The sequence below is a fragment of the Tautonia plasticadhaerens genome (assembly GCF_007752535.1).
Classification (GTDB): Bacteria; Planctomycetota; Planctomycetia; order Isosphaerales; family Isosphaeraceae; genus Tautonia; species Tautonia plasticadhaerens.
In genome coordinates this window covers 988,760-1,013,045 of record NZ_CP036426.1, presented here as the reverse complement: position 1 = coordinate 1,013,045, position 24,286 = coordinate 988,760, and the positions used below count along the sequence as shown (strand labels likewise).

Below are 24,286 nucleotides of genomic sequence, written 5' to 3'. Positions count from 1 at the left end.
CGATCGGGCTGCCGGTCGATCGGCCGGGGCCGCCCCGAACCCAACGGGTCAGGGCCGGCCGATCAGCAGGCTGGCGTTGTGGCCGCCGAAGCCGAAGCTGTTGGACATGACCCGGTCGACCCGGACCTCCCGGGCCGTGTGGGGGATGTAGTCCAGGTCGCACCCCTCGCCGGGCTCGTCCAGGTTGATCGTCGGCGGCAGGACGCCCCGATGGATCGCCAGGCAGGAGGCGACCAGCTCCACCCCGCCGGAGGCGCCGAGCAGGTGGCCGAGGTGGCTCTTGGTGCTGGAGACCATCAGCCCGTGCTTGGCGTGGTCGCCGAAGATCGTCTTCATGGCCTTGGTCTCGGCCAGGTCGCCGAGGCCGGTGCTGGTCCCGTGGGCGTTGATGTAGCCGACCTGATCGGGGTTGCAGCGGGCGTCCTGCAGGCACATCCGCATGGCGCGCTCGGCGCCCCGGCCTTCCTCGTCGGGGGCGGTGATGTGGGAGCCGTCGGCCGACATGCCGTAGCCGAGCAATTCGGCGTAGACCCGGGCCCCCCGGGCCCGGGCGACCTCCTCGGCCTCGATGATCAGGACGCCGGCCCCCTCCGCGAGGACGAAGCCGTCCCGGTCCTTGTCGAACGGGCGGCTGGCACGTTGGGGGTCGTCGTTGCGGGTGGAGAGGGCCCGCATGGAGGCGAAGCCGCCGAGGCCCATGTGGGTGATCGCGGCCTCGGAGCCGCCGGTGACCATGGCGTCGGCCCAGCCGGCCTGGATGGCCTTGAAGGCGTCGCCGATCGCGTTGGCGGCGCTGGCGCAGGCGGTCGCGACGGCCGAGGTGGGGCCTTTCAGGCCGTATTTGATCGAGATCTGGCCGCTGGCGGCGTTGACCATCAGCTTGGGGATGGTGAAGGCGCTGATCTGTCGGGGGCCCTTGTCGATCAGGTTGCGATGCTGCTCCTCGAACTCGTTGAGGCCGCCGATGCCCGAGCCGATGTAGACGCCGAAGCGTTCCGGCGGCACGGGGGGCGCGGCGACGAGGTCGAGCCCGGCGTCCTTCACGGCCGACTCGGCGGCCACCAGGGCGAACTGCGCGAACCGATCGATCCGGCGGGCCTCCTTGTGGCCGAACCGGGCGTCGGCATCCCAGTCCCGGACCTGGCCGCCGAAGTGGACCTTGAACGGGGAGGTGTCGAAGAGCGTCAGCGGGCCGACCCCGCTGCGGCCCTCCAGCAGGCCGGACCAGAAGTCCTTGAGGGTCTCGCCCAGGCCGGTGACCACACCGATGCCCGTAATGAAGACGCGACGCGACATGACGATCGATCTCGATTCGGCCCGGCGGGCCGGCGGCGGTCGAGGGGGGGCCGCCGGTGCTCCCGGGGCTCGCGATGGGCGAGGGGTTCGGTTAAGTCGGGGGTCGGCGTGGGGGCCGGCCCGTCGGGGTGCGGGCCGGATTCGGGCCGGTCACTTGCTATGTTCGGTGATGTAATCGACCGCCTGCCCGACGGTCTGGATCTTCTCGGCTTCCTCGTCGGGGATCTGGATGTCGAACTCCTCCTCGAACTCCATGACGAGCTCGACGGTGTCCAGCGAGTCGGCGCCGAGGTCCTTGATGAACTCGGTCTCGCGCGAGATCTGGTCCTTGGCGACGCCCATCTGCTCGCTGACGATCTCGACCACGCGTTCTTCGATCGACACGGGCGGACCTCCTTGGTCTCGGGGGCAAGCATCGGCCGGCCCGCGTCCTTCCCTGGACGGATGGCGGCGGCACGGCTGCCGGCGGGTGGGGATGCGGTCTGGTATGAGTGCGAGGGGGACGATCGGCGGGGCCCGGCGGTCGGGATCGGGTCGATCGGGGCGGATGTCCTGCAACGCCCCGATCGGGCCCGATGGCCCGACGTTCCTCCCCGGCCCTCGACCGGCGGTCGGGGCCGGGACGGCCGGATCCGGATCGATGGTCCCGAGGGCAACACCTTATCAGGACGCCCCCGAATTGTCTACACTACCCGGGCCCCCGCGGGCCCGAGGCGCAAGTCTCGGCCTGGGTTTGTCATCGGCGCGATCGGCCGTCCGGCCTCAGGCGGTCATGCCGCCGTCGACGGCGACCACCTGGCCGGTCAAGTAGCGGGCCCCGGGGCCCGACAGGTAACAGACCAGGTCGGCGATGTCCTCGACCTGGCCGAATTTCTTCATCGGCACGTGCTCCTTCACCGCCTCCTTGATCTTGTCGGGCAACACGCCGGTCATGTCCGTCTCGACGAACCCCGGGGCCACGGCGTTGACCGTGATGTTCCGGCTGGCCAGCTCCCGGGCCACGGTCCGCGTGAAGCCGATCAGCCCCGCCTTGCTGGCCGAATAGTTCGCCTGCCCCGGGTTGCCCATCAGGCCGGCGACGCTGGAGATGTTCACGATCCTGCCGTACCGCTGCCGCATCATCAGCGCGCCGACGGCCCGGGTGAAATAGAAGGCGCCGAGGAGGTTGGTCTCCAGCACCTCCCGGAAGGCCTCGTCCTCCATGCGGAGCATCAGGCCGTCTCGGGTGATCCCGGCATTGTTGACCAGGACGTGCACCTTCTCGAATTTCGCCTCCACCTCGCCGACGATCCGATTGACCTCCTCGGAGGAGGCCACGCTGCCGGCGAAGGCCTCTGCGGTCCCCCCGGCGGCCCGGATGGCCCCGATCGTCTCCTGCAGCCCGTCGGCCGACCGGGCCACGGCGGCGACCGAGGCACCGCAGGACGCCAGCCGCTCGGCGATCGCACGGCCGATGCCCCGGGAGGCCCCCGTCACCAGGGCGACCTGCCCCGTCAAGTCGACCCTGCAACCGGTTGGAGTGGGAACGTCGGCGGCCATGATGGATGCGTCCTTCAACGCGGCGGTGCCCGACCCTCGGGCGGGAAACCCGGGCCGAGTTCGGGGGGAATTCGGGCGGTTATAATCGGGCCGGGCCGGGCGGATCAAGGTCAATCCGGGCGGGGTCCGGAGTGCACCCGAGGGGCCTCGATCGGCGTCTCGGCGGCCCGGTGATCGACGGAGCGGGGCCCGATCAGGTCGCCCATGCCCGCCGCTCGACTCGGGTCCGCTCGGCGATCCCCGGCAGGCGTGGGGAGTCCATGGCGTCCCCCAGGCCGGCGAGCGTCACGGCCCTGGCGAGATCGGATCGGGGGCGAGGAGCCCGAGGAATCGTCCCCGGGGCTCGACTGCCCGAGGTCTCACCGGTCCGGACTCCTCGACGACCCCGGACGGGAAGTCAGCGGGGCGGTCGGGGACGGCCACCCTCCCCCCAGTGATCGGCCAGGGAGAGCAGCCGGGACAGGGGCAGCTCGAAGCCGGGCAGCGAGGGGCTCTGGTAGGTGCCCGACTCGGGCACGACCACCTCTTCGGGCCCGGCCGGGGTGCGACGGACGACGGTCATCGACCGGGAGAAGCGATCGATGATCCAGTATTCGTGCACGCCGAGGTCGAGGTACTCCCGACGCTTCTCCTCGAAGTCCCGGACCCGGTCCCGCTTCCGCTTCGAGACGAACTCGACGACGATCGTCGGCACGTCCTTCGCCGGGTCCGGGACCCGGCCGAGGCCGATCCAGAGGACGCGATCGGCCCGGCGTCGGCTGTCCGGGAGATGGACGTACTGCTCCGAGAGGGTCTTGTCGAGGAGCGAGCCCTGGGGATGGTCCTCCTTGTGCCTCCTGAGGAGGTATTCGAGCTCTCCATTCGGGTCGCGTTCGCCTTCGCCGGGCGGGGGGCTCACGATGAGGACTCCATGGATCAGCTCGTAGACATAACGCTCGTCGACCTCGGTGACGGCGTCGAACTCCTCCGGCGTCATGATCATGCCGTTTGAGTGCTTGCCGAGCCGGATCCGTCGGCGGATGCGGGACGTGCTCATCGGGAGCCTTCCTCCGGGCCGGGGAGCGGCCTACCGGGCCGGGACGCTGGTGCAGGGGGTCTTGCGGTCGATCCGCCTGAGCAGTCCGGTCAGGACCCGGCCGGGGCCGATCTCATAGAAGGTGTCGAAGCCGTCGGCCATCATCCGCCGCATCGAGGCCTCCCAGAGCACCCCCCGGGTGACCTGGATCGCCAGCGCCTCGCGGATCTCGTCGAGGTCGTCGCCGTGCGGGGCCCCCGAGACGTTGGAGTAGACGGGGATGCGAGGCGGCTTCAGGTCGCTGGCCGCGAGGACCTCGGCGAGCTGCTCATCGGCCGGCTTCATCAGGTCGGTGTGGAAGGCGCCGGCGACGGCCAGGGGGATGACCTTCATCGCCCCCAGCTCGGTGGCGATCGGCTCGACGTATCCCAGGGCCTCCCTACCTCCCGAGACGACGATGTTCCCGGGGCAGAGCATGTTCGCCTTCCGGATCGTCCCGCCGCCGGAGGAGGCGACACGCGCGATCAGCTCATCGACCTTGGCCTCATCCAGGCCGAGCACGCTGGTCATGCCGCTGGGGGTGGCGAGGGCGGCGGCCTGCATCGCCTCCCCCCGGCGTCGGACGATCCGGAGGCCGTCCTCGAAGCCGACCGCCCCGGCGAAGGTGAGTGCGGTGTACTCTCCCAGGCTCAGCCCGGCCGCCCCGGCGGCGGAGGAGACGAGGTCGGGCTCCCTCGCCTTCAGGTCTTCGAGGGCCGCGAGGCTGGCGACGTAGATGGCCGGCTGGCTGACGTCGGTCGCCTCCAGCGCCTCGGTGGGCCCCTCGAAGCAGAGCCTCGACAGCGGGATCCCCAGGGCCGAATCGGCCCGATCGAACAGCTCCCGGGCCGCCGGGACCTGCTCGTACAGCTCCTTGCCCATGCCGACGGCCTGGGCGCCCTGGCCGGGGAAGAGGAAGGCGACCTTGCTCATGCTCGCTCCGGGATCAGCTCGGATCAGAGGATCGTCGCGTTCGAGTGCCAGTCGTCGGGCAAGTTCGGGAGTCGGGCGGCGTCCTCCGCCGGGATCGCCCGCTTGCCGAGGATGGTGAAGTGAATCCACCCCCCGCAGGATGGGCAGCGCCCGGCGAACCCGGTGTCCGCCCACCAGGCGGTGACGAGGGGATCGTGGACCGCCTTGCCGTAATCCTCGAGGCGGAAGTCGATCGCCTGCAACGGGTGATTGCAGTCGGGATGGGGGCAGGAGGCCTCGGGGTAGACGACGTGGGGAGCCATCCGTCGTGCCTCGCCTCCGTTTCGATAGTGCTCGTGCATCGCGGCCCGTTCGGCCGCACTCGGGGCATCGGCCCCCGTCGATGGCCTCGACATGGAGATCCCCTTCGAACGAAGGTGAAAGGGAGACGCCGTCCTCGATTCGATCGGCGGGGCGTCCCTCCCCCCATCTTATGGCTGCTCGGGCTTCGCCTGCGAAGCGTCCTCGGCCTTCGGAAGCACCACCTCCTCGACCTTGGGGGCGGCCTCCAGGTCCCGGATGATCTGGTCGTTGACGCGGTCGGTGGCGAGCGTCGAGGCGACCCTCAAGGCGTTCTTGATGGCCCGGGCGTCGCTGGAGCCGTGGCAGATGATGCAGGAGCCCCGGATGCCCAGCAGGGGGCCGCCGCCGTATTCGTGGTACTCGTAGCGTCGCTTCAGGCCCCGGAGCGAGGCGATGAGCTTGCCCCCGGCCTCCTCGGGGATCTCGGGCAAGAGGCGGGCCATCTCCTGCTTCAGCTCGGCGAAGAGGAACTCGACGGCCCCCTCCCCGGCCTTCAGCAGGACATTGCCCACGAACCCCTCGCAGACCACGACCCGGGCGTGGCCCTCGTAGATGTCCCGGCCCTCGACGTTGCCGATGAACCGGCCGTGGATCGGCCCCGCCCGGAACAGGGCGGCGGCGGATCGGGTCAGGTCGGTCCCCTTGGCTTCCTCGCTGCCGACGTTGAGGATGCCGATCCGGGGTTGATCGACGCCGAGGATCTGCTCGGCATAGACGGCCCCCATCAGGCCGTACTGGTACAGGTCCTCGGGGCGGGCGTTCATGTTGGCGCCGACGTCGACGATCACCACCGGCCCCTGGTGCGAGGGGAAGATCGCGGCGATCCCGGGGCGCCGGACGCCGGGCAAGAACATCTTGGCGTTGAAGAGGGCCGAGGCGACCATCGCGCCGGTGCTGCCGGCCGAGACGATCCCGCTGACCTCCCCGGCGGCCATCAGGGCCCAGCTCCGGGAGATCGAGTTGTCCCGCTTCCGGCGCAACGCCTCGACCGGCTTCTCCTCCATGCCGACGACCTCGGCGGCGTGGACGACCGGCAGTCGGTCCCTCGGCGCGTCGGGGAAGCGGCCCAACTCGGCCTCGACCCGGGGCTGGTCGCCGACCAGGACGACGCTCAGGCCGGGTTCCCCCCGGACCGCCTCGACGGCACCCTCGACGATCGGCCCGGGGGCGTGGTCGCCCCCCATCGCGTCCAGCACGATCCGCATCGGTGGTGAACTCCCTTCAGATTCCTCGGACGCGGCCGGGCATCCGGCGCGGCGCAGGGGTGATCGGTTCCGCGGCACGGTCCCGCGGCTCTTGACCGCCTCGGGCGGCGAGAAGGCGACATCCTAGGGGATCGCCGACTCCGGTGTCAAGCGGCGCCTCGTCGCCGTAAGCTGTGACAGCGTGGGCGGATCGGCATCTCTCGCCGCGAGGCAGCCCGGCCACCGTCCCGGCCGCGGCACGCCCCTTGCATCACTTTATTATGACATCGAGCCCGACCGGCAGACGCCGCTGGCCGACGGACCGGCCTCGACCTAAAATCGACCGCGAGACCGCCCGGTCGGATGTGAATCGGACCCCGGCGGCCCGGCCCCATCCCGCTGCCGCCCCCCTTCGGAGAAGACTCATGGCGACCAAGCAGAAGTCGCGAATGTTCCGGACCCGGGTCGACCTCCCCGCCGACCGCCGCGAGAAGCTGATGACGCTGCTCAACCAGCACGTCGCCGACGCGCTCGACCTCTACACCCAGGTCAAGCAGGTGCACTGGAACGTCAAGGGGCGTCACTTCCTCTCGATCCACGAGCTGACCGACGCGTTCTCCGGCGAGATCATCGCGTTCATCGACGAGCTCGGCGAGCGCGTGACCGCCCTGGGAGGCTACGTCACCGGCACGGTCCGCATGGCCGCCGAGTCCACGACCCTCCCCGAGTACCCGACGGATGTCATCGACGGCATGGATCACGTCGAGACGATCGTCGAGCGCATCGGCCACTTCGCCAACAGCGTCCGGGCCGCGATCGACTCGTCCGAGGAAATCGGCGACAAGGACACCGCCGACCTGTTCACCGAGATCAGCCGGCTGGTCGACAAGCGGCTCTGGTTCTTCGAGGCCCACCTCCAGGGCGAGGGGGACAACGAGTGAGCCCGGGCCGGCCCCCCGGTCCCGATCGGACTTGACCGCGCATCGAGACGCCCCCGGCGGGCCAAGCCCCGCCGGGGGCGTTCGCGTTTCAGCCCCGCTCAGGGGTTCCCGCCTTGCCCGGGCTGGCCGCCGCCGATCGCGTCCCGGAGCAGGCCACGGCCGAGGCCCTTGAGCAGCTCCTCCGCCGGTGGGGCGACCGGGGCCGGCCCGTCCGTCCCGCCCGATTCGCCGGCCTGCGGGTCGTCCTCCAGCATCCGGAGCAACTGCCCGGCCCCCACGGCCGCCCCTCGGCCGAGCAGCCGGCCCCCCTGCTGCCGGAGGCCCACGCGGAACGCCTCGCGGTCGAGCTGGGGCTGGCTCAGGGTGCCGCCGATCGGCACGCCGACCCGGGTGCCGCCGAGCACGTCGGACAGCACCTCCTGGCCGCCGAGCAGGCGGTCGCTCAGCGGCACGCCGACGCGGAGGGCCAGCGTCTGGTCCAGGCCGACGGAGCCCTCCAGTTGCATGGCCACCCCCTCGGCCGCGGTGATCTCCAGCCCCGTCTGGTGGACCCGTCCCTCGGCGATGGCGACGTCCACCACCTGGTCGATCGTCAGGTTCGGCACCCGATCGGGGGCCAGGCCCGACATCCCCAGGATGTTCCGCATCATCGGCCCCGGGCCGTAGGTCACCCCCTGGAAGGCGACCCGGGACGCCAGGTCGATCGGCATCCCCCCCGGGCCCGCCGCCGGGCCCGCCAGCGGCACGCTCAGGCGATTGATCCGCGCCGAGACCCGGCCGTTGACCTCCGTCGCCTCCCGCAGGACCGGGGCGATGTAGGCGAGCACCCGCTTCGAGACGTCGTCGGTGATCTCCACCCCGTCGACCCCGGAGCCGTCCCCGAGGGTCAGGACCATCGACCCGTCTTCAAGCAAGAGCACGTCGGGCGTCAGGACGACCCGGCCGCCGTTCAGCGACGTGTCGATCGGGTTGATCTGGACGTCCCCCCGGGCGAGCCGGACGAGCACCGGCGTCGGCCCGAGGTCCATGCCGAAGACGACCGCGCCGACCAGGTCGACGCCCAGCTCGGCGTCGATCCCGGCGAGGATCTCCGAGGTCGAGCCCCCCGAGAGCGGCCCGCTGAGCCGGAAGACCCGGGGGGTGCCGGAGAGCCGGGCCTGGGGCTCGGTCGACTCGGCCACGATCGCGCTGATCGCCTCCCAATTCGGCTCGGCCGAGCCGGTCAGGTCGGCGACCCGGGGGCCGGAGACCCCCTCGATCCGGCCGGAGGCCCGGACGCGTCCCAGGTCGTGCGACGCCTCGACCGAGGCCAGGTCGAGCCGGTCCTCGGCCGATCGGTAGGCGGCGTCGAAGGCGAGGCTCATCGGCCCGGGGGCGGGCTCGCCCTCGACCGGGGCGGCCGGGGGCAGGCTGACCCGGCCCTTCAGGGCGAGCGCGTCGGCGACCGGCGAGGCCTCGACCACCGCCTCGGCCCCCTCCGACTTCGCCGAGGCGTGGACCCTCGTCCAGCCGGACGGCACCCCCGGCGGCGCGGCCGGGCCCTGGACGATGAGGTCGAGCCGGGCCGATTCCCGGGCGATCGGCCCCTCGGTGATCCCGAGCACCCGGAGCCCGCTCCCCTCGATCGCCAGCCGGGCCGTGAAGGCGGCCCCCCCCTCCTCCCGGCGGTAATCGCCCCCGAATCGGCCGGATCCGGAGAGGGCGACCTCCCCCAGGTCGACCCATTTGCGGAGCTGGGCATCCAGCGCAGCGAGGTCGACCGCGCCGGAGAGCGTCACCCCCCGGTCCAGGTCCCCCTGCCCCTCGGCCCGGAGGAACGCCGACTCGATCGCCGCCTTCGAGACCGAGACGGCCGACCCCTCGCCCCGGGCCAGCTCGGCCGAGAGCGTGACGGGGGCGTCCATCGTCACGAGCTGGTCGCCGTTCCTCGCGGCCAGGTCGGCCAGCCGGGCGGAGGCGAGGATCGGGGTGCCGGACCCCGACTCCGGCCCCACCGTGGCCTCGAACTCGGCCGAGCCGCGTTCCAGCGACATCCCGTCTCGCAGGGCGATCGTGTTCGGCAGCTGCCCCGCCAGGGCGGCCAGGTCGACCCGGCCGACCCACCTCGACGCCCCCTCGGGGGCATCCGGGGCCAGGCCGACGGTCGCCACCGGGGAGTCGAGGTCGAGCCTCCGGGCGGCGACCCCCGAGCCGGCCAGCTCGACGTCCCAGCCCGCCTCGATCCGGTCGAACCGAGGCCGGTCTCCCTTCAGGGCCGGGCCCCCGACCTCGACCGCCGTCAGGACCGCGTCCCCCGCCGAGCCGATCGCGTCGCCGTCGATCCGCAGGGCGACCGCCCCGCCGAAGACCAGGTCCGCCTCGACGCCCGCCTGGGCCACCGACAGCGGCCAGCCCTCACCGGCGATGTCGACGACGATCTCGCTCGATTCCGGATCCTCCTCCGAGCCGTAGCGGCCCGAGATGCCCAGGGTCTGGGCGTCGGGATTGGCGAGCGCGATCTCCCAGCTCAACGGCGAAGGGGTGCAATGGAGCGTCATGTCCAGCCGTTCGGCGGTGATCGGCGAAGCCAGTTCGGGGCTGGTGAGGAGCAGGGTGCCGCCGTCGATCGCCAGGGTGAATTGCGTCTCGGGGCCGCCGTCGTCCGGTTCCTCGTCCTCGTCCCCTTCGAGGATCGGGGCGAGGGCTTCGGCCAAGTCGATCGAGCCGTCGGCCCGGCGCTCGATGTCGACGGTCGCCCCGTGCAGGGTGAGCGTCCCGTAGTCGGGCCGGATGGTGAGCAGTTGCCAGAGCGACCGGTCGAGGGTGGCCGTCGGGCTGGAGACGACGGCCTTGCCGTTGCCGTCCCGGAGCACGACGCCCGAGAGCCGGACCGGGCCCGTCCAGGAGGCGGACGCGCCGTCCAGCTCGATCACCGTCGGCGCGTACATCCGATTGACCTGGGAGACGACCGCCCGGCGCACCGCCGGCACGCCGATCAGCCAGGGCAGGCCGGCGACCCCGGCGGCGACGACGAAGACGACCACGACGAGCAGGCCCGCCGCGATCCATCGCAGGCGGCACCTTCCCCCGGGTCGGGGGCTCTGGGGCGGATTCGACACGGCACCGGCTCCTGGGACGCGGTTGGCCGCCCGGGACGGGGGAGGACGGCAGGGGGTCGCGAGGATGTGCAGGTATTGTACCGGAGGGGGGATGTCGGGCCGTCGGGCACGGCCCTCCGGCCGCGCTTCGAAGGGCCGAGGGCGAGTCGAGGAGGGGCGGAATCGCCCGCCCCCCTCACCCGCGCCCGGAGCCTCGGTTGGAGGGGCGGACGTACTCGCCGTCGACCCTCCCGGGGATTCGATTCGGGAGGACGGGGAGTCGTCCGCCGGGAGATCAGGGCTGGGGGGGCGTCGGGGGGGCCGGTGCCGGGGTCGCCTCGGGGCGGGGGGGCGGCAGGTCGGCCGGGCCGATGAGGTCGTTGAAGAGCTGGCCGGTGAACTGCTTGGCCGAGTTCTTGAGGTCTTCCTTGGCCCGGCCGGCCTCCTCGACCACCCGGCCCTTGACCTCGCCGACCGCCTCCCGGACCCCCTGCTTGGCCCCGTCGACCGCCAGACCGACCTGGCCCTTCACGCCGTCGACGGCCTGGCGGACCCCCTGCTTGGCCTCGTCGATCGTCGCGTCGACCTCGCCCCTGGCCTCGTCGATGACGGCGTCCACCTCTCCCCGAAGCTCGCCGGCCACCTCGAGGGCGCCGCCCTTGACCTCGCCGATCGTCTCCTGGACGCCGGCCCGGACCTCGCCGACGGTCGAGTCGACGCCGTCCCGGACCCCCGAGGCGGCCCCCGCAGCATCGCCCGCGAGCCCCTCGATCGTCTGGTGGACGCCGCCGACGACCTCGCCGGCGGCCTGCTCCACGTCACCCCTCAGCTCGCCGGCGAGCGCGGCGGGATCGGGGGGCATGGGGATTTCGGGCAGGGGCGGGGGGGTCAGCGGGGTCCGCTCGAACCCGGCCGGGGCCAGGGAGTCGTCGAGCGGGAACGGCGAGGGCGTCGGGGCGGGGGCGGCCTTCGTCTCGGTGACGGCCGGCGACGGCGCGGGGGCCGGGGCCGACCCGGCGGTCGAGGCCGGGTCGGCCGGGCCCGAGCCGCAGCCGGACAGGGTGAGGGATAGCGTCGCCAGCAGCCCGGAGGCCAGGGCGAGGCGGGGCGGGGCGGGATTCGGTCGGTTCATCGAGTTCATCCTCCGTGACTCCCCAGCGAGATCCTGGGCGGGACCCGGCCGGCGCTCCCCCCTCCGGGGACGCCCCGGACCGGGTTCGGGGCCCTCGGAGGATACACGCACCCGCCGTCACGGCAAGGCGACTTCCGGGTCCCGTCGGCCGATCGGACCGGCCCGGGACGCGCCCGACGGGCCCCGAGGAGCGTCTACGTAGAGCCGGTCCGGGCGCCCGTCCCCCTCCTCCCGTGCTCCCGCCGTCCGTCCCACAGCCCTACGTCCCGGGGCCAGCCCCGCCGACGGCGGCTCGTTGCCCCGCCCCACGACGCGCTGTAGCCTGGCCGATCGTCGGGACCGGGCGCCTGGGGTCGCCCGTCCCCGGAGACCCGAGCCGAACGACGGAGGGGCCCATGTCGATGCCCGACCCGACCCGACGCGCCTTGCTCTCCATCCTCGCCGTGATGGTCCCCCTCCCCGCCCTCGCCGACGACCCGGCGGCCGAGGGCACCCGGAGGCTCCTCTACGTCGCCGCACCGGGCATCCGCAACTACCTCGAGTACGGCGGCCACGGCCTGCTCGTCTTCGACGTCGACGACGGCCATCGCCTCCTCCGACGCATCCCGACCGGGGGCCTGGACGACGACGGGTCGCCGATCAACGTCAAGGGCATCTGCGCCAGCGCCGAGACCGACCGCGTCTACATCAGCACGATCGAGACGCTCATGTGCCTCGACCTGGAGACCGACGAACTGCTCTGGGAGAAGGCCTACGAGGGGGGCTGCGACCGCATGTCCCTCTCCCCCGACGGGAAGACGATCTACCTCCCGTCGTTCGAGAAGGAGCACTGGCACGTGGTCGACGCGATGACCGGCGACGTGATCGCCAGGATCGTCCCCGACTCCGGCGCCCACAACACGGTCTACGGCCCGGACGGCCGCTTCGCCTACCTCGCCGGGCTGCGGTCGCCGCTGCTGACCGTCGCGGACACCTCGACGCACACCATCGCCGGGACCGTCGGCCCCTTCGCCGCATCGATCCGCCCGTTCACGGTCGACGGCTCCCAGACGCGATGCTACGTCTGCGTGAACGACCTGCTCGGCTTCGAGGTCGGCGACCTCGCCACCGGCGAGAAGCTCGCCCGGGTCGAGGTCCGGGGCTTCGAGAAGGGCCCGGTCAAGCGCCACGGCTGCCCCAGCCACGGCATCGGCCTCACGCCGGACGAGTCGGAGGTCTGGGTGATGGACGCGACGAATCAGCGGGTCCATATCTTCGACAACACCACGTTCCCGCCCGAGCAGGCCGGGAGCATCGCCGTCCGGGAGGAGCCCGGCTGGATCACCTTCAGCCTCGACGGCACCCTCGCCTGGCCCTCGACCGGCGACGTGATCGACGTCGCCTCGCGCGAGATCATCGCCACCCTCGCCGACGAGCACGGCAACCCCGTCATGAGCGAGAAGGTGGTCGAGGTCCAGTTCGAGGGGGACGAGCCCGTCCGGGCCGGCGACCAGTTCGGCCTCGGCCGGGTGAGGGGAGACTGAACGGAGGGTCCGTCGCGACCCGACCGCCGACGACCACGAGGATCCATTCCCATGGCATCCGTCCGAGATTTTGGCGCCGCCGGAGACGGCTCGACCGACGACACCGAGGCGATCCGCCACGCGGTCGAGGCCGGGGACGGCTCGATCGCGTTCGACCGGGGCACCTATCTCCTCTCGAGCCCGGTCGAGGTCGACCTCTCCCGCTCCGGCCCGATTTCGATCAGGGGGGACGGCACCGCCCGGGTGGTGATGAGGGGCGAGGGGCCCGCGTTCCGGGTCGTCGGCTCCCACGAGGGGACGGCCGACCCGGGATCGCAGACCCCCTCGGTGGCGACCCGGGAGCGGATGCCGACCGTCTCCGGGATCGAGATCTTCGGCGAGCACGACGGCGCCGTCGGGGTCGAGCTGACGGGCACGGTCCAGGCCACCCTCCAGGGCATCCACATCCGTCAGTGCCTCATCGGCGTGCACCTGACCCGGAGGAACCGGAACCTCCTGCTCGACGCCTGCCACATCTACGACGGCCGGGGCCCGGCGATCGGCGTCTACTTCGACGGGGTGAACCTGCACCAGGCGATCATCTCGGCCTGCCACATCAGCTATCAGCGGCATGCGGGCATCAAGGTCGCCCGGAGCGAGGTCCGCAACCTCCAGATCACCGGCAACGACATCGAGTACAACGACGCCGACCGGGAGGGGGACCCCGACTCGGCCGACGTCTGGATCGACGCCCGAGAGGGGACGGTCCGGGAGGGGACGATCGCCTCGAACACGATCCAGGCCAAGCCCAGCCCCGACGGGTCGAACGTCCGGATCGAGGGCCCCGAGCGGGACGACGCGGCGGGGGCCGGCCTCTGGACGATCGTCGGCAACGTGCTCCAGGACCAGGAGCGGAACCTCTGGCTCCGGCGATGCCGGGCGGTGGCCGTCTCCGGCAACTCGTTCGCGTCGGCCGAGCGGCACTCGGTCGACATCGACGGATGCCGGATCATCAACCTCGGGGCGAACACGATCGACCACAACCCCGACTACCGGGGGTCCTATCGCGACGGGATCGTCGTCCGCCGCTCCTCGGCGGTGTCGATGACCGGCCTGATCCTCGAAGGGGTCCGGTCGGGACGGCCCGATCGCGGGGCCGCGATCGCGGTCCGGGACTCGGAGGCGGTCACCATCGGCCATTGCCAGGTGCTCGACCCGACGGCGAGGGGCGTCGAGCTGGACGGCGTCCGGGGGGCGATCGTCGAGGGCTGCACCGTGATCGACCGGAGGCCGGAGCCCTCCATGACCGAGGCGATCCGCCTGAGGGGACGCTGCCCCGGGGTCTCGATCCGGGGCAACGTGGTCTCGGGGGGCGAGGCCGCGATCGTCGTCGACCGCGGAGGGGACGGGGTGTCGGTGGATGGGACGGTCGCCTTCCCCGGCGCCGGTTGAGGCGGCCGGGAGGCGGGCCGGCCCGGCATCGGTCGGCGGACCGATGCCGGGCCCGGCGTGTCCTGACTCTCACCCGGACCGGATCAGCCGGGGGGGACGACCCCACCCTGCTGCTCCTCGTCCGCGATCTCGGCGTCTCGGGCCTGGATCTCCGCCTCCTGCTCCTCGGTCAGCGGGGGCAGTTGGGACGGGTCGGTGATCGGCTCCTCGGCACCGCCGCAGCCGGCGGAGGCGGCCGCGAGGCCGGACAGCAGGGCGACCTTCATCAGTATTCGCATGGATTCCCCTCGATCGGTTCGTTCGGTCCCGGGGCGGGTCGTGCTCAGTACTGGTCGGCGCTCATCGGCTCGCCGTCGTCGATCACGGCCAGCCGGCGGAAGGCCGACGGGTCGATCGTGAACTTGACGAACCGGACGGAGCCGTCGCCGAGCAGGACGTTCAGGCCGCCGGGGTGCGAGCTGCCGAACATCCGCCGCCAGAGCGTGCCGCCGGTGGTCGGCGAGGGCGGGGTCGAGCACTGGCCGTTGAAGGACGGGGCCTGCGAGTCGGGGATGGGGACGAAGTGGTAGCGGATGTTGTCTTCATCCCAGCCGGCGTTGTTCCACCTCTCGTTGTCGCCGCCGTCGGCGCCGAACCGGTCCAGGGGAAGGCTCTTCTCGGAGACGAGGATCGAGTTCGAGGTCCCGTCCCGGAAGTCGGCCAGCTTGCGGGTGGCGCCCCGGCCGCTCCAGACGATCGCGCCCTTGCGCTTGCCCGTGTTGCCGTGGTTGAGGTTGGCCCGCTCGTCGGCGTAGTTGGCGGGGTCCTCGATGCCGTTGGGCGGGGGGGGGATGAAGACGCTGGTCCGGCACTCGTAATACTCGCCGTGGTAGAAGCCCGCGCATCCGGCGTAGTCGTTCCGGGTGGTCGCGGTGACGGGGTCGTTGCCGTAGCGCTCCAGCGGGCGACGGGTCGGGCAGTTGTAGATGGCGATCGAGACCCGGGCGACGTCGTTCTCGCCGTTGTTGTAGTCGGCCGGTCGGGTGTTGGTCGGCCAGATGGGCGGGAGGTCGAAATTGGCCAGGTCGTAGGTCTGCTGCTGCTCCATGAACGGCAGGATGTGGAAGAAGTGATTCCAGCCCTCCGGGGTGGCGGCGTTGCAGCAGGTCGTCCCGCCGTAGGAGGGGGGCTGCTCGTCGTAGTTGTAGCCGGAGGGGGACGGGGCGCCGCTCGCCGTGACGGCCTGCGGGTGGCCGTCGTGCGCCCCCTGGGGCAGGTGGCCGTTGGCGCTCTCGAAGTTCATGAACCCCAGGCCGATCTGCTTGAGGTTGTTGGTGCACTGGGCCCGGCGGGCGGCCTCCCGGGCGCTCTGCACCGCGGGCAGCAGCAGGGCGATGAGCACGCCGATGATGGCGATTACTACCAGCAGCTCGATCAGCGTGAAGGCCCGGCGGATTCGGGGGGACCGGGTCGGGGAGGTCACGATGGCGTCTCCGGGGATCGGGTTCGGTGTGGGACGGAGGGACGGTCGGGTGGGAGAGTCCGTATTGTCCCCGATCGCGTAGCGGTGATATGTCGGAACGATTAAACCCCCATGAACCTTGCCACCCTCGCCCAACCACGCAATGCCCAAAGGATCGCTGGCATGATGAAATCCGGATGAAGTCCTTTGGGAAACGCTCCCCGTTCCGTTACCGTGTCGTGCCCGATCGGACGCGATCGGGCCGAGACGAGCCCCGAGGACAGGAGCCCCCGAGATGACCCGCCCGATCGCCGCGACCGCCGCCCTCACCCTCGCCCTGATCGCCCCCGCCGCGGGGGGGCAGATGGTCGAGGCCCCGATCTATTCGAGTTGGTCGGAGTTCGAGCCGGGCACCACCCTGACGCTCCGGACGGTGACCGAGTCCCAGGGGAGCAGGCTGGAGTCGACGACGACCCAGCGGCTGGTGTCGATCGACGACTCCCAGGCGGTCGTCGAGCAGGTCCATCGGGCCGGGGCGGGGGACTCGGCCGAGGAGTCGACCCTGAAGCTGCGCCACCGACGCTGGTTCCCGCTGCCCGCCGGGATGACGAAGGAGGACATCGGCAAGCCCATCAACCCCCTGGCCGAGGGGTCGGAGACGCTCGAACTGGCGGGCCGCACCTTCGAGGCCCGGTGGTACGAGACCAAGGACCAGACCGAAGCCGGCCGGGCGATCACCCGGACCTGGTACTCCGACGAGGCCCCCGGACAGCTCCTCAAGGCCGTCACCCGGGTCGACGCGGCGAAGAAGACGACGACCATCGAGCTGACGGAGATCACGACCCCCTGACCGGGCCGGCGCCCGGCCGGCCCCGCCGGATCAGGCGCACTCGGGCCGGGCGGACCGGCGGCGGGCCCGGCCCCGGAGCGGCCCGTACTCGACCCGGACGAGGGCGGTCGGGTCGATGTGGCGGCGGGCGACCCGGCGGATGTCCGACGGCGACAGCCGGGCGAGCCGGGCCGGCATCCGGATCGGGTCGTCCAGCGGCAGCCCGTAGTAGGCGAGGTCGACCAGGCGGTCGGACCGCTGGCTGACGGTCTGGTAGTCGAAGACCCAGGAGCCCCGGAGGTAGTGGACCGCCTGGGCCACCTCCTCGTCGCCGAAGTCGCCCCGGTGCAGGGCCCGGATCTGGTCGAGCACCGCCGAGACGGCGAGCTCCGCCTCGTCCGGTCCGGTGCCGACGTAGACCCGGAAGACCCCGGCGGCGCGGTCGGCCGAGTCGGTCATGCCGCCGGAGACGCTGTAGGCCAGGCCCAGGTCGTCCCGGAGCGAGGCGCTGAGGCGGTCGGTGAAGCCCGGGCCCGAGCCGAAGACGTGGTCGAGCACCGCCAGGGCCTCGAAGTCCGGGTGCCGACGCTCCACGCCCAGGTGCCCGATCATCAGGTGGACCTGCTCCCCCGGGTGGTCGACCCGCCGGGTCCTCGGCCGGCTCGACCGGCGGGGCATCGGCACGGGGGGGGCGGGGCGGCCGACCGGCCTCCAGTCGCCGAAGTGCCGGGCCAGCAGGGTGCGGAGGGCCCGGGGCTCGTAGTCGCCGACGGCGACGAGCACGGCGTTGTCCGGGGCGAAGTAGCGGCGGTGGTGCGCCACCACGTCGTCCCGGGTCAGGCCGGAGAGCTGTCGGGGGGTCCCCCGGGAGTCCCGGGCGTAGGGGTGGTCGCCGTAGACGAGGCCCCGGAACAGCAGGTCGGCGCGGAAGGCCGGGTCGTCCCGGTCCCCCCGCAGCTCGGCGACGGTCCGCCGCTTGGCCCAGGAGACGGCGTCCCCGGGGAAGGTGGGGCGGCGGACCAGGTCGGCCAGGACCTCGATCCCCAGGGCCAGGTCCTCGGCCCGGATCTCCAACGAGGCCCCGGTGGAGCCCGCGTCGAGCACGGCGCCCACGTCCTCGACCGCCTCGGCCAGCTCCTCGGCCGACCGCCGTCCGGTCCCCTCCTCCAGCAGCCGGCCGGTGAGGTAGGCGGCGCCGGGCACGGCCTCCCGGGTCGAATCGGCGTCGACGAAGAGTTCGAGGGCGACGACCCCGGCGCCGGGATGGCGCTCGGTGATCACCCGGAGGCCGTTGTCCAGCACCCGGGACCTCGGCCGGTAGTCCGGCAGGGTCGGGGCGGACGAGCGGGGGGAGGCGGTCGGCATGGCCGACGAGGCGGCGGCGGTCCGGGCCGGGGAAAGCTGTGGGCTCGGGGCCGGATTGGCGGCCGTCGCCGGCATCAGCGAGACGGTCGCCCGGCCGTTCCGGGGCAGCGCCCAGCCGACCGTCGAGCCCTCGGCGCAGAGGTAGGCCGACGCGACCCGCCGGACGTCGTCGGCCGACACCGACAGGGCGGCCCGGTGCTCGTCCGGCCAGTCGGTCCAGCGGCCCCAGAGGGCGGTCACGCCGAGGCCCCCGGCCAGGCCGGGCAGGTCGTCCTGCTGCCATCGCCAGGCGGCCTCCAGGCGACGACGGGAGCGGAGCAGTTCCTCGGAGGTCGGCCCCTCGGCGGCGAGGCGGTCCAGCTCCTTGCGGACGGCGGCCTCGATCCGCCTCGGGTCGACCCCGGGCACGGCCTCGACCTGGACCATCATCTGTCCGGCCAGGTGGGAGGGCTCGTGCAGGGCGTCGACGTAGGTCGCCAGCCTCCCGCGCTCGACCAGGGCGTCCCAGAGCCGGGAGCGTCGGCCGCAGCTAAGCAGGTCGGCCGTCACGCCGAGGGCCGGGGAGTCGGCATGACCCCGGGCGACGCTGTGCCAGCCGATCAGGCCCCGGGCGATCGCGTCGGGCTCCTTCAGCTCGAACCGCCGGGCCTCCCGCTGCGGGGGCTCGACCGTCGAGGGATGCCGGCGGGCCCCCCGGCCGGGCCGGATCGGGCCGAATCGGGCGGAGACGGCGTCGAAGGCCGCATCCGGGTCGAGGTCCCCGGCCAGCACCAGCACGGCGCCGTCGGGACGGTAGTGCGTGTCGTAGAACGACTTCAGGTCGTCGACGGTGATCGAGTCCAGGTGCTCGGGCCAGCCGAGGATCGGGTTGCGGTAGGGGTGGGCGGTGTAACAGTTCAGGAGGAACTGCTCGTCGAGCCGGCCGGTGGGGGAGTCTAGCTCCCGGGCCCGCTCCTCGTCGATCACCCGACGCTCCGACTCCACCTCCGAGGGGTCAAACAGGGCGCCCCTCATGCGGTCGGCCTCGAGGTCGAGGGCCAGCTCCCAGCGATCCCGGGGGAACCGGAACCAGTAGTGGGTGCAGTCCTCGTCGGTCTCAGCGTTGACCTCGCCGGCGCTGACGAAGGTGAGGCGGTCGAGCTGCCCCTTGGGGAACCGCCTGGTCCCCTTGAAGAGCATGTGCTCGACGAAGTGGGCCAGCCCCGTCTTCCCCTCGGGCTCGTCGACCGAGCCGACCGGGTAATACAGGTCGCAGACGACCACCGCCGCCCTCGGCCGGGGCAGGATCAGCGCCCGGAGGCCGTTGGGGAGCGTCCGCTCGACGACCGGGAGGTCGCCGTGGGGGACGGGGAGGGCCTCGGCGGTCCGACGTCGGGCCATCGCTTGCCCCCTCCTCAACGGGGATATCGGGATTCGTCGGGCGGCCCCCGGGGCCGGCCGGCAGGACGCCGGCCAGGCTCGGTGCCGTGATCGAGGCGGCGGACATGTCATCTTATCACCCGGGCCAACCCCCGGCGATGCCGATCTCCCGCCGACCCTGACCCGCGTCGACCGAGGGATCGCTCACCCGGCCTCCCCACCCTCGGCGGGGCGGCGTCGCCGGCCCGGGCGGGACCGGATCGGGACCGGTGCGCCAAACGGCCCCGGGGCCGCCCACCACGAACAATCGTCGCAACCTCAAAAATCGCAGGACTTTGTGCCAAAAACTCCGGGCCACCCCGGCGCCCGAAATGGGTTCGCTCCGTCGCGGCGCACCCGATTGATGGCCAGGGCCCCGGGGCGAAGGCTTTCGGCCCCTCCCGCCGGATCGGCGGAGACGATCGTCGTCGCCGAGGGCCAGTCTCGGCGCCGGGACCTGACGGGCCGACGCCGGCCGGGAACGGGTCGGTGCGCCGAACCGGGTCCCGACCTGGCCGAGAGTTCGTCCTCCGCAAACCCTTTCTCCATGGACCGTTTCGACCGAATCGAGTCGATCGCCCGAGGCCCGAAATGGGTTCGCTCCGTATCGACCCCAGGGAGGATCGGGGGCGAGTCCGGCGCGACTAACGGGGGCAGGATGCCGGTCTCCGCTCGCAGGCTCGATTGAGAAAGAGCGGGGCCGATCGCCGCCGGGCCGGCCGGATCGACCCCTCGCCTCGACGCCGAGGGGGGCACGAATCCGGGAGGCCCGCCCGAGGCCGAATCCCGGGCGAAGCCGACGGGGCCGACCCCGAGGGGTCGACGCGGGGCGGCCGGGGCCCGGGGTCGGTCGGGTCGGGACATCAATATCATCGTGTCCGGGCCGGGTTCCAGTCATCAATTCCGGGAAATCGCGGCCGGACGGCCCTCGGGACGCTCGCGGGGGGCGGCAGGACGCGGGTACGATATCGGCGGCCGGTGATTCCCGATCCGGCCGTCACGTCGCACTCGAAACGGGAGACAGACTGATGGCGCTCGATCAGGGCGGGCGGCCCGAAGGCGATTCGGGCTCGGTGGGGGGTGCGGCCCCCCGTCCCCCGGGCGGCGGGATGCTGCTCGGTGCGGCGCTGGGGGCGGGGTTGGTGGCCGGGTTGGCGGCCTGGGGGGCGTCGGAGGCGACCCATCGGGCGTTCCGGCCCGAGACGAGGCGGGTGGTGACCATGGCCGGCCCCCTGGAGGTGGCCGTGCCCGAGTCGAAGCGGAGGACCGACGTCGCCAACTCGGCGGCGGTCTACGGCGGGCTCGGGGCGCTGCTCGGCCTGGCGATGGGGGCGGCCGGGGGGATGCTCCGGGGGTCGACCGGGGTGGCGGCCCGATCGGCGGCGATCGGGGCGGCGGTGGGCGCGGCGGCCCCCTCGGTGCTGGCAGCCGTGGTGGTGCCGAGGCACCTGGACTACCTCGGCGGGCTCGACCCCCGGGACGTGAACCTGGTCATGCCGATGCTCTTCCACGGCGCGGTCTGGATCGGGGTCGGCGTGGCCGGGGGCCTGGCGCTGGGGCTCTCGCGAGGGGGGCGTCGGGGGGCGATCAACGGGGTCGTCGGCGGCCTGATCGGGGCGGTGCTCGGGGCCGGGGCGTATGAGCTGATCTCGGCGATGGCGATGCCGAGGGCGAACTCGGCCGTGCCGCTGTCGGAGGACCGGCTGGTGAGGCTGGTCGCCTGCCTGTCGGTGGCCCTGGGCGTCGCCCTGCTGTCGGCGGCGACGCTCTCCTCGGGGGATCGGCCGAGGCCCTCGAAGGCGGGGGGACCGACCTCGGGCTGACGGGGGGCCTCGGACGGGCTTGGGCGAGGCGTTCGGGGACGATCCCGGATCCTCGCCGCCACCCGGACCGAGGCGGTGCGGGTCCTCCCGGGGGCGAGACGGGCCCCGGGAGGGGAGGGTTGGATTGGAGTGGGGACGGTTCAGTACTGGTCGGCGCTGACGACCTCGCCACCGTTGCGGGTGCCCAGGGCCCACCAGGTGCGCTGCTGGATCGTGTCCTTGATGAAGCGGACGGAGCCGTCGCCGAGCATGACGTTGACGCCCCCGGGGTGGGCGCTGCTGGCGCCGGCGATGATGCTGTGGTCGGGCAGGACGTTGGTGCGGTCGTCGAACCGGCAGCCGTTGAAGACGTCGTTGGGGGTCTGGACGGTGTTGAACATGGTGAAGCCGACCAGCCCCATGGCCCAGCGATAGCCGCGATAATCGTTGATGCCGGTGGTCCGGCCCGGGTCCTGGAACTGCTGGCGGCAGGCCTGGACGGCCGCGATCACGGCGACGGGGTTGGTGAAGGCGTTGAGCTGGGCGGAGCCGTCGGGCTGGCCCGAGGCGCCGATCATCATGTTGCCCCGGTAGCGCTGCGGCGAGCCGGAGCCCTGGATGTAGGAGCCGCCGTCGCCGACGAGCTGCTCGGCGAAGGCGATGGTGTTGCTGGTGCCGTCCCGGGCGGCGGCGATTCCGTAGGACATGCCGAAGGTGAACAGGCCGGAGGAGCCGGTCGGGTTCTGGTGATTGGGGGCGAAGCTGCCCGAGGGCGGGCTGTCGGACCAGGAGTAGAGGTTGGTGGTGGTGGCCCCGTAGCTGGCGGCGTAGTTGTTGATGTTCTGGGTGCCGACGTTGGGGTCCGAGGGGCAGACGAACGAGGAGACGAGCATGTTGACGACCGTCGGCAGGTTCGGGCCGGTGGGCTCGAAGGTGTCGTCGTTGACCTGGACGAGCGGGCCGAAGTCGAAGTTGGTCGCGTTGCCGACGTTGGTCTGCTCCAGGAACGGCGACAGCAGGGCGTGGGCGCTCCAGGAGGTCCAGATGGAGTATTGCGGGTCGGTGATGCTGTATCGCGACGAGGCGATGACCGATCCGATCGGGAAGGTGTTGTGGGAGGAGTGATAGTTGTGCAGGGCCAGGCCGATCTGCTTGAGGTTGTTGCTGCACTGGGCCCGCCTCGCCGCCTCCCGGGCGCTCTGCACCGCGGGCAGCAGCAGCGCGATCAGCACGCCGATGATGGCGATTACTACCAGCAGCTCGATCAGCGTGAAGCCTCGGGACATCCGTCGCGTCATGGCAAACCTCCGGACGGGAAGAGAACACCGGGACTGGGGGAATCGCCGAAGCACCCGGGGGGAAGGGGAGCCCCAGGCCGACGGCTCAGGCCGGATTGCTCGGAGTCCTCACGATCGAGGGTAGGGAGGGGGAGGCCGCACGGACCCCGGCCGCACCACCCCCACTCGTCCGTGCGTTTCCGGATCGGTTTCGTTCACTTGGGTGTGTCCTGACCGCCGGTGTACCGCTCGCGGTACATCTGGTTGTAGTCGTCGGTCAGGAGCTTGTTCATTTCTCGTTGCTGCTCGGCCTCGACCTCGACCGTGTCGCCCGCCCTGGTGCCGCCGCAGCCGGCCGCGACCAGGGCGGAGAGCAACGCGAACGCGAGGGCGCGGTGCGAGGCGATCGCCGCGCGAGGGGACTCGGGACCCGTCGGCATCGGGACGCTCCTGGGGGTGCGGCCCCCCGAAGCCCCGGGGCGGGCCGCGTTCGTCGGGATCAGGCGATCGTCATCCCCCCGGGCGGAAGTGCACGACCGGTCGCCCCGACGCCCCGGCGCCGTTCCGACGGGGGCAGGGCGAGACGAGACCCTGGAGATCGCTGAGACCAGCAGATGAGGGGATGACCAGGCCAACGTATCGTCCCCCGGATCCGGGATCCAGGAAAATAATTGTGGAATCCGCATCCTCCCCGGTCGGCACCTCCGGCCGGCCCGGCATTGCCGACCCGGCCGGGAGCCGGGAGAATGGACCGGTTCCCCCCATTTCGAGGCGGTCGGACCGAGGCGAGCGATGAGCGAAGGGATCGCGGAGCGGCGATGGGGCCCCCTGTCTGCCCGGGAGCGTCGGGTGCTGGGCGTCCTGGTCGAGAAGCAGAAGACGACGCCGGACGCCTATCCGATGTCGATCTCGGCGCTGGTGACCGGCAGCAACCAGAAGTCCAACCGCGACCCGGTGTCGTCCTACGACGCCGACGACGTCGAGCAGACGCTCATCTCCCTGAGGAAGAAGGGGGCGGCGATCCAGGTCGAGGGGAGCGGCCGGGTCGAGAAGTGGAAGCACAACCTCTACGAGTGGCTCGACCTGAAGGGCCAGGCCGTCGCCATGGCCGTGCTCGCCGAGCTGCTGCTGCGGGGCCCCCAGACCGTGGGAGAGCTGCGAGGGCGGGCGGCCCGAATGGTCAGCGCCAAGGAGAGCCAGATCCGGGAAGGCAAGCCGAACACGCTCCGGGACCTGGACGAGTTGCAGGAGGTCCTCGATTTCCTGGCCGCCCGGGACCTGGTCGTGGTCCTCTCGCCGCCGGGCCAGAAGCGGGGGGTGGTGGTGACGCACGGGCTCTGCCCGCCGGAGGAGCTGGAGCGGGAGCGCCAGGAGGTCCTCCACGCCGGGCCGCCGGCCGAGGACGAGCCCCGGTCCCCCCGGCCCTCCCCCCCGCGGGGGGAGGGCCCTCCCGGATGGGCGGCCGAGGTGGCGGCGTTGCGGGACGAGGTGGAGACGCTCCGGTCCTCGCTGGAGGCGCTCTCGGCGGAGGTCCGGACGCTGAAAGAGTCCCTGGGGTCCTGAGGCCCCTCCCCCGTCCCCCGAGGCGGGAGGGCCCTTGCCAGGCGGTGAACGTAAGGATAGAGTGACGCCCAGACGCCGGGGCTGCCTCGCCTTGCGGGGCGGGGGCCGCCCCGGCATAATGGGACCCTCCTGCCGGGCCCGACATGCCTCCGGCGATCC

Annotated in this window: 20 protein-coding genes; 6 read left to right on the top strand and 14 right to left on the bottom strand. The window is 72.2% G+C overall.

Features of this window, described 5'->3' with window-relative positions:
* Nucleotides 1-48: 48 nt before the first annotated feature.
* The 7 genes from fabF to plsX all read right to left on the bottom strand — a co-directional run bounded on the left by fabF (nt 49) and on the right by plsX (nt 6,369).
* Nucleotides 49-1,296 (bottom strand): beta-ketoacyl-ACP synthase II, encoded by a 1,248-nt coding sequence (fabF, locus tag ElP_RS03820; RefSeq protein WP_197446693.1) that lies wholly within the window; start codon nt 1,294-1,296, stop codon nt 49-51.
* 150 nt (nt 1,297-1,446) lie between these two features.
* Nucleotides 1,447-1,680 (bottom strand): acyl carrier protein, encoded by a 234-nt coding sequence (acpP, locus tag ElP_RS03815; RefSeq protein ID WP_145267371.1) that lies wholly within the window; start codon nt 1,678-1,680, stop codon nt 1,447-1,449.
* 378 nt (nt 1,681-2,058) lie between these two features.
* Nucleotides 2,059-2,835, bottom strand: coding sequence for a 3-oxoacyl-[acyl-carrier-protein] reductase (gene fabG, locus ElP_RS03810; RefSeq protein WP_145267370.1), 777 nt, complete (start codon nt 2,833-2,835; stop codon nt 2,059-2,061).
* A 397-nt stretch (nt 2,836-3,232) separates the two neighbouring features.
* Nucleotides 3,233-3,871, bottom strand: a complete 639-nt coding sequence (locus tag ElP_RS03805) for a Uma2 family endonuclease (protein WP_145267369.1) — start codon at nt 3,869-3,871, stop codon at nt 3,233-3,235.
* A gap of 30 nt (nt 3,872-3,901) precedes the next feature.
* Nucleotides 3,902-4,822: an ACP S-malonyltransferase gene (gene fabD / locus ElP_RS03800; protein WP_145267368.1), complete on the bottom strand. Its 921-nt coding sequence runs from the start codon at nt 4,820-4,822 to the stop codon at nt 3,902-3,904.
* Nucleotides 4,823-4,845: 23 nt separating this feature from the next.
* A complete protein-coding gene (locus ElP_RS03795) occupies nt 4,846-5,124 on the bottom strand; it encodes a hypothetical protein (protein WP_145267367.1) in 279 nt (92 codons plus the stop codon).
* A 168-nt stretch (nt 5,125-5,292) separates the two neighbouring features.
* Nucleotides 5,293-6,369: a phosphate acyltransferase PlsX gene (gene plsX, locus ElP_RS03790; RefSeq protein ID WP_145267366.1), complete on the bottom strand. Its 1,077-nt coding sequence runs from the start codon at nt 6,367-6,369 to the stop codon at nt 5,293-5,295.
* Between the two features lie 404 nt (nt 6,370-6,773).
* Here plsX and dps point away from each other — a divergent pair, with 404 nt between their 5' ends.
* Nucleotides 6,774-7,289 (top strand): DNA starvation/stationary phase protection protein Dps, encoded by a 516-nt coding sequence (dps, locus tag ElP_RS03785; RefSeq protein WP_145267365.1) that lies wholly within the window; start codon nt 6,774-6,776, stop codon nt 7,287-7,289.
* A 98-nt stretch (nt 7,290-7,387) separates the two neighbouring features.
* Here dps and ElP_RS03780 read toward each other — a convergent pair whose 3' ends face one another.
* Nucleotides 7,388-10,387, bottom strand: a complete 3,000-nt coding sequence (locus ElP_RS03780; protein WP_145267364.1) for a hypothetical protein — start codon at nt 10,385-10,387, stop codon at nt 7,388-7,390.
* 274 nt (nt 10,388-10,661) lie between these two features.
* Entirely contained in the window at nt 10,662-11,498 is an 837-nt protein-coding gene (locus tag ElP_RS03775) for a hypothetical protein (RefSeq protein ID WP_145267363.1), read from the bottom strand.
* Between the two features lie 401 nt (nt 11,499-11,899).
* Here ElP_RS03775 and ElP_RS03770 point away from each other — a divergent pair, with 401 nt between their 5' ends.
* Nucleotides 11,900-13,021 carry a YncE family protein gene (locus tag ElP_RS03770; RefSeq protein ID WP_197446692.1) on the top strand — a complete coding sequence of 374 codons (1,122 nt, stop codon included), beginning with the start codon at nt 11,900-11,902 and terminating at the stop codon, nt 13,019-13,021.
* 51 nt (nt 13,022-13,072) lie between these two features.
* Nucleotides 13,073-14,452 (top strand): right-handed parallel beta-helix repeat-containing protein, encoded by a 1,380-nt coding sequence (locus ElP_RS03765; protein WP_145267362.1) that lies wholly within the window; start codon nt 13,073-13,075, stop codon nt 14,450-14,452.
* Nucleotides 14,453-14,535: 83 nt separating this feature from the next.
* On the opposite strand, the gene ElP_RS03760 is transcribed toward ElP_RS03765, so the two are convergent.
* Entirely contained in the window at nt 14,536-14,730 is a 195-nt protein-coding gene (locus ElP_RS03760; protein ID WP_145267361.1) for a hypothetical protein, read from the bottom strand.
* 44 nt (nt 14,731-14,774) lie between these two features.
* Complete coding sequence (locus ElP_RS03755) at nt 14,775-15,914, bottom strand: DUF1559 domain-containing protein (protein ID WP_145267360.1); 1,140 nt, start codon at nt 15,912-15,914, stop codon at nt 14,775-14,777.
* Nucleotides 15,915-16,188: 274 nt separating this feature from the next.
* On the opposite strand from ElP_RS03755, the gene ElP_RS03750 reads away from it, so the two are divergent.
* Nucleotides 16,189-16,743, top strand: coding sequence for a hypothetical protein (locus ElP_RS03750; protein WP_145267359.1), 555 nt, complete (start codon nt 16,189-16,191; stop codon nt 16,741-16,743).
* A 30-nt stretch (nt 16,744-16,773) separates the two neighbouring features.
* On the opposite strand, the gene ElP_RS03745 is transcribed toward ElP_RS03750, so the two are convergent.
* A complete protein-coding gene (locus tag ElP_RS03745; RefSeq protein WP_145267358.1) occupies nt 16,774-19,467 on the bottom strand; it encodes a M16 family metallopeptidase in 2,694 nt (897 codons plus the stop codon).
* 1,046 nt (nt 19,468-20,513) lie between these two features.
* Between ElP_RS03745 and ElP_RS03740 the strand changes: the two genes are divergently transcribed.
* Nucleotides 20,514-21,308 carry a hypothetical protein gene (locus ElP_RS03740; protein WP_145267357.1) on the top strand — a complete coding sequence of 265 codons (795 nt, stop codon included), beginning with the start codon at nt 20,514-20,516 and terminating at the stop codon, nt 21,306-21,308.
* Nucleotides 21,309-21,448: 140 nt separating this feature from the next.
* Here ElP_RS03740 and ElP_RS03735 read toward each other — a convergent pair whose 3' ends face one another.
* Together ElP_RS03735 and ElP_RS03730 are read right to left on the bottom strand one after the other, a co-directional pair.
* Entirely contained in the window at nt 21,449-22,585 is a 1,137-nt protein-coding gene (locus ElP_RS03735) for a DUF1559 domain-containing protein (RefSeq protein ID WP_145267356.1), read from the bottom strand.
* Between the two features lie 194 nt (nt 22,586-22,779).
* Nucleotides 22,780-23,004, bottom strand: a complete 225-nt coding sequence (locus ElP_RS03730) for a hypothetical protein (protein ID WP_145267354.1) — start codon at nt 23,002-23,004, stop codon at nt 22,780-22,782.
* Between the two features lie 352 nt (nt 23,005-23,356).
* Here ElP_RS03730 and ElP_RS03725 point away from each other — a divergent pair, with 352 nt between their 5' ends.
* Nucleotides 23,357-24,127 (top strand): YceH family protein, encoded by a 771-nt coding sequence (locus ElP_RS03725; protein ID WP_145267352.1) that lies wholly within the window; start codon nt 23,357-23,359, stop codon nt 24,125-24,127.
* Nucleotides 24,128-24,286 lie beyond the last annotated feature (159 nt).

Coding starts and splice junctions, on each gene's coding strand:
- fabF (WP_197446693.1), bottom strand. CDS start 1,296: ATGTCGCGTCGCGTCTTCATTACGGGCATCGGTGTGGTCACCGGCCTG.
- fabG (WP_145267370.1), bottom strand. CDS start 2,835: ATGGCCGCCGACGTTCCCACTCCAACCGGTTGCAGGGTCGACTTGACG.
- ElP_RS03805 (WP_145267369.1), bottom strand. CDS start 3,871: ATGAGCACGTCCCGCATCCGCCGACGGATCCGGCTCGGCAAGCACTCA.
- fabD (WP_145267368.1), bottom strand. CDS start 4,822: ATGAGCAAGGTCGCCTTCCTCTTCCCCGGCCAGGGCGCCCAGGCCGTC.
- ElP_RS03795 (WP_145267367.1), bottom strand. CDS start 5,124: ATGGCTCCCCACGTCGTCTACCCCGAGGCCTCCTGCCCCCATCCCGAC.
- plsX (WP_145267366.1), bottom strand. CDS start 6,369: ATGCGGATCGTGCTGGACGCGATGGGGGGCGACCACGCCCCCGGGCCG.
- dps (WP_145267365.1), top strand. CDS start 6,774: ATGGCGACCAAGCAGAAGTCGCGAATGTTCCGGACCCGGGTCGACCTC.
- ElP_RS03775 (WP_145267363.1), bottom strand. CDS start 11,498: ATGAACCGACCGAATCCCGCCCCGCCCCGCCTCGCCCTGGCCTCCGGG.
- ElP_RS03770 (WP_197446692.1), top strand. CDS start 11,900: ATGCCCGACCCGACCCGACGCGCCTTGCTCTCCATCCTCGCCGTGATG.
- ElP_RS03765 (WP_145267362.1), top strand. CDS start 13,073: ATGGCATCCGTCCGAGATTTTGGCGCCGCCGGAGACGGCTCGACCGAC.
- ElP_RS03760 (WP_145267361.1), bottom strand. CDS start 14,730: ATGCGAATACTGATGAAGGTCGCCCTGCTGTCCGGCCTCGCGGCCGCC.
- ElP_RS03750 (WP_145267359.1), top strand. CDS start 16,189: ATGACCCGCCCGATCGCCGCGACCGCCGCCCTCACCCTCGCCCTGATC.
- ElP_RS03745 (WP_145267358.1), bottom strand. CDS start 19,467: ATGGCCCGACGTCGGACCGCCGAGGCCCTCCCCGTCCCCCACGGCGAC.
- ElP_RS03740 (WP_145267357.1), top strand. CDS start 20,514: ATGGCGCTCGATCAGGGCGGGCGGCCCGAAGGCGATTCGGGCTCGGTG.
- ElP_RS03735 (WP_145267356.1), bottom strand. CDS start 22,585: ATGACGCGACGGATGTCCCGAGGCTTCACGCTGATCGAGCTGCTGGTA.
- ElP_RS03730 (WP_145267354.1), bottom strand. CDS start 23,004: ATGCCGACGGGTCCCGAGTCCCCTCGCGCGGCGATCGCCTCGCACCGC.
- ElP_RS03725 (WP_145267352.1), top strand. CDS start 23,357: ATGAGCGAAGGGATCGCGGAGCGGCGATGGGGCCCCCTGTCTGCCCGG.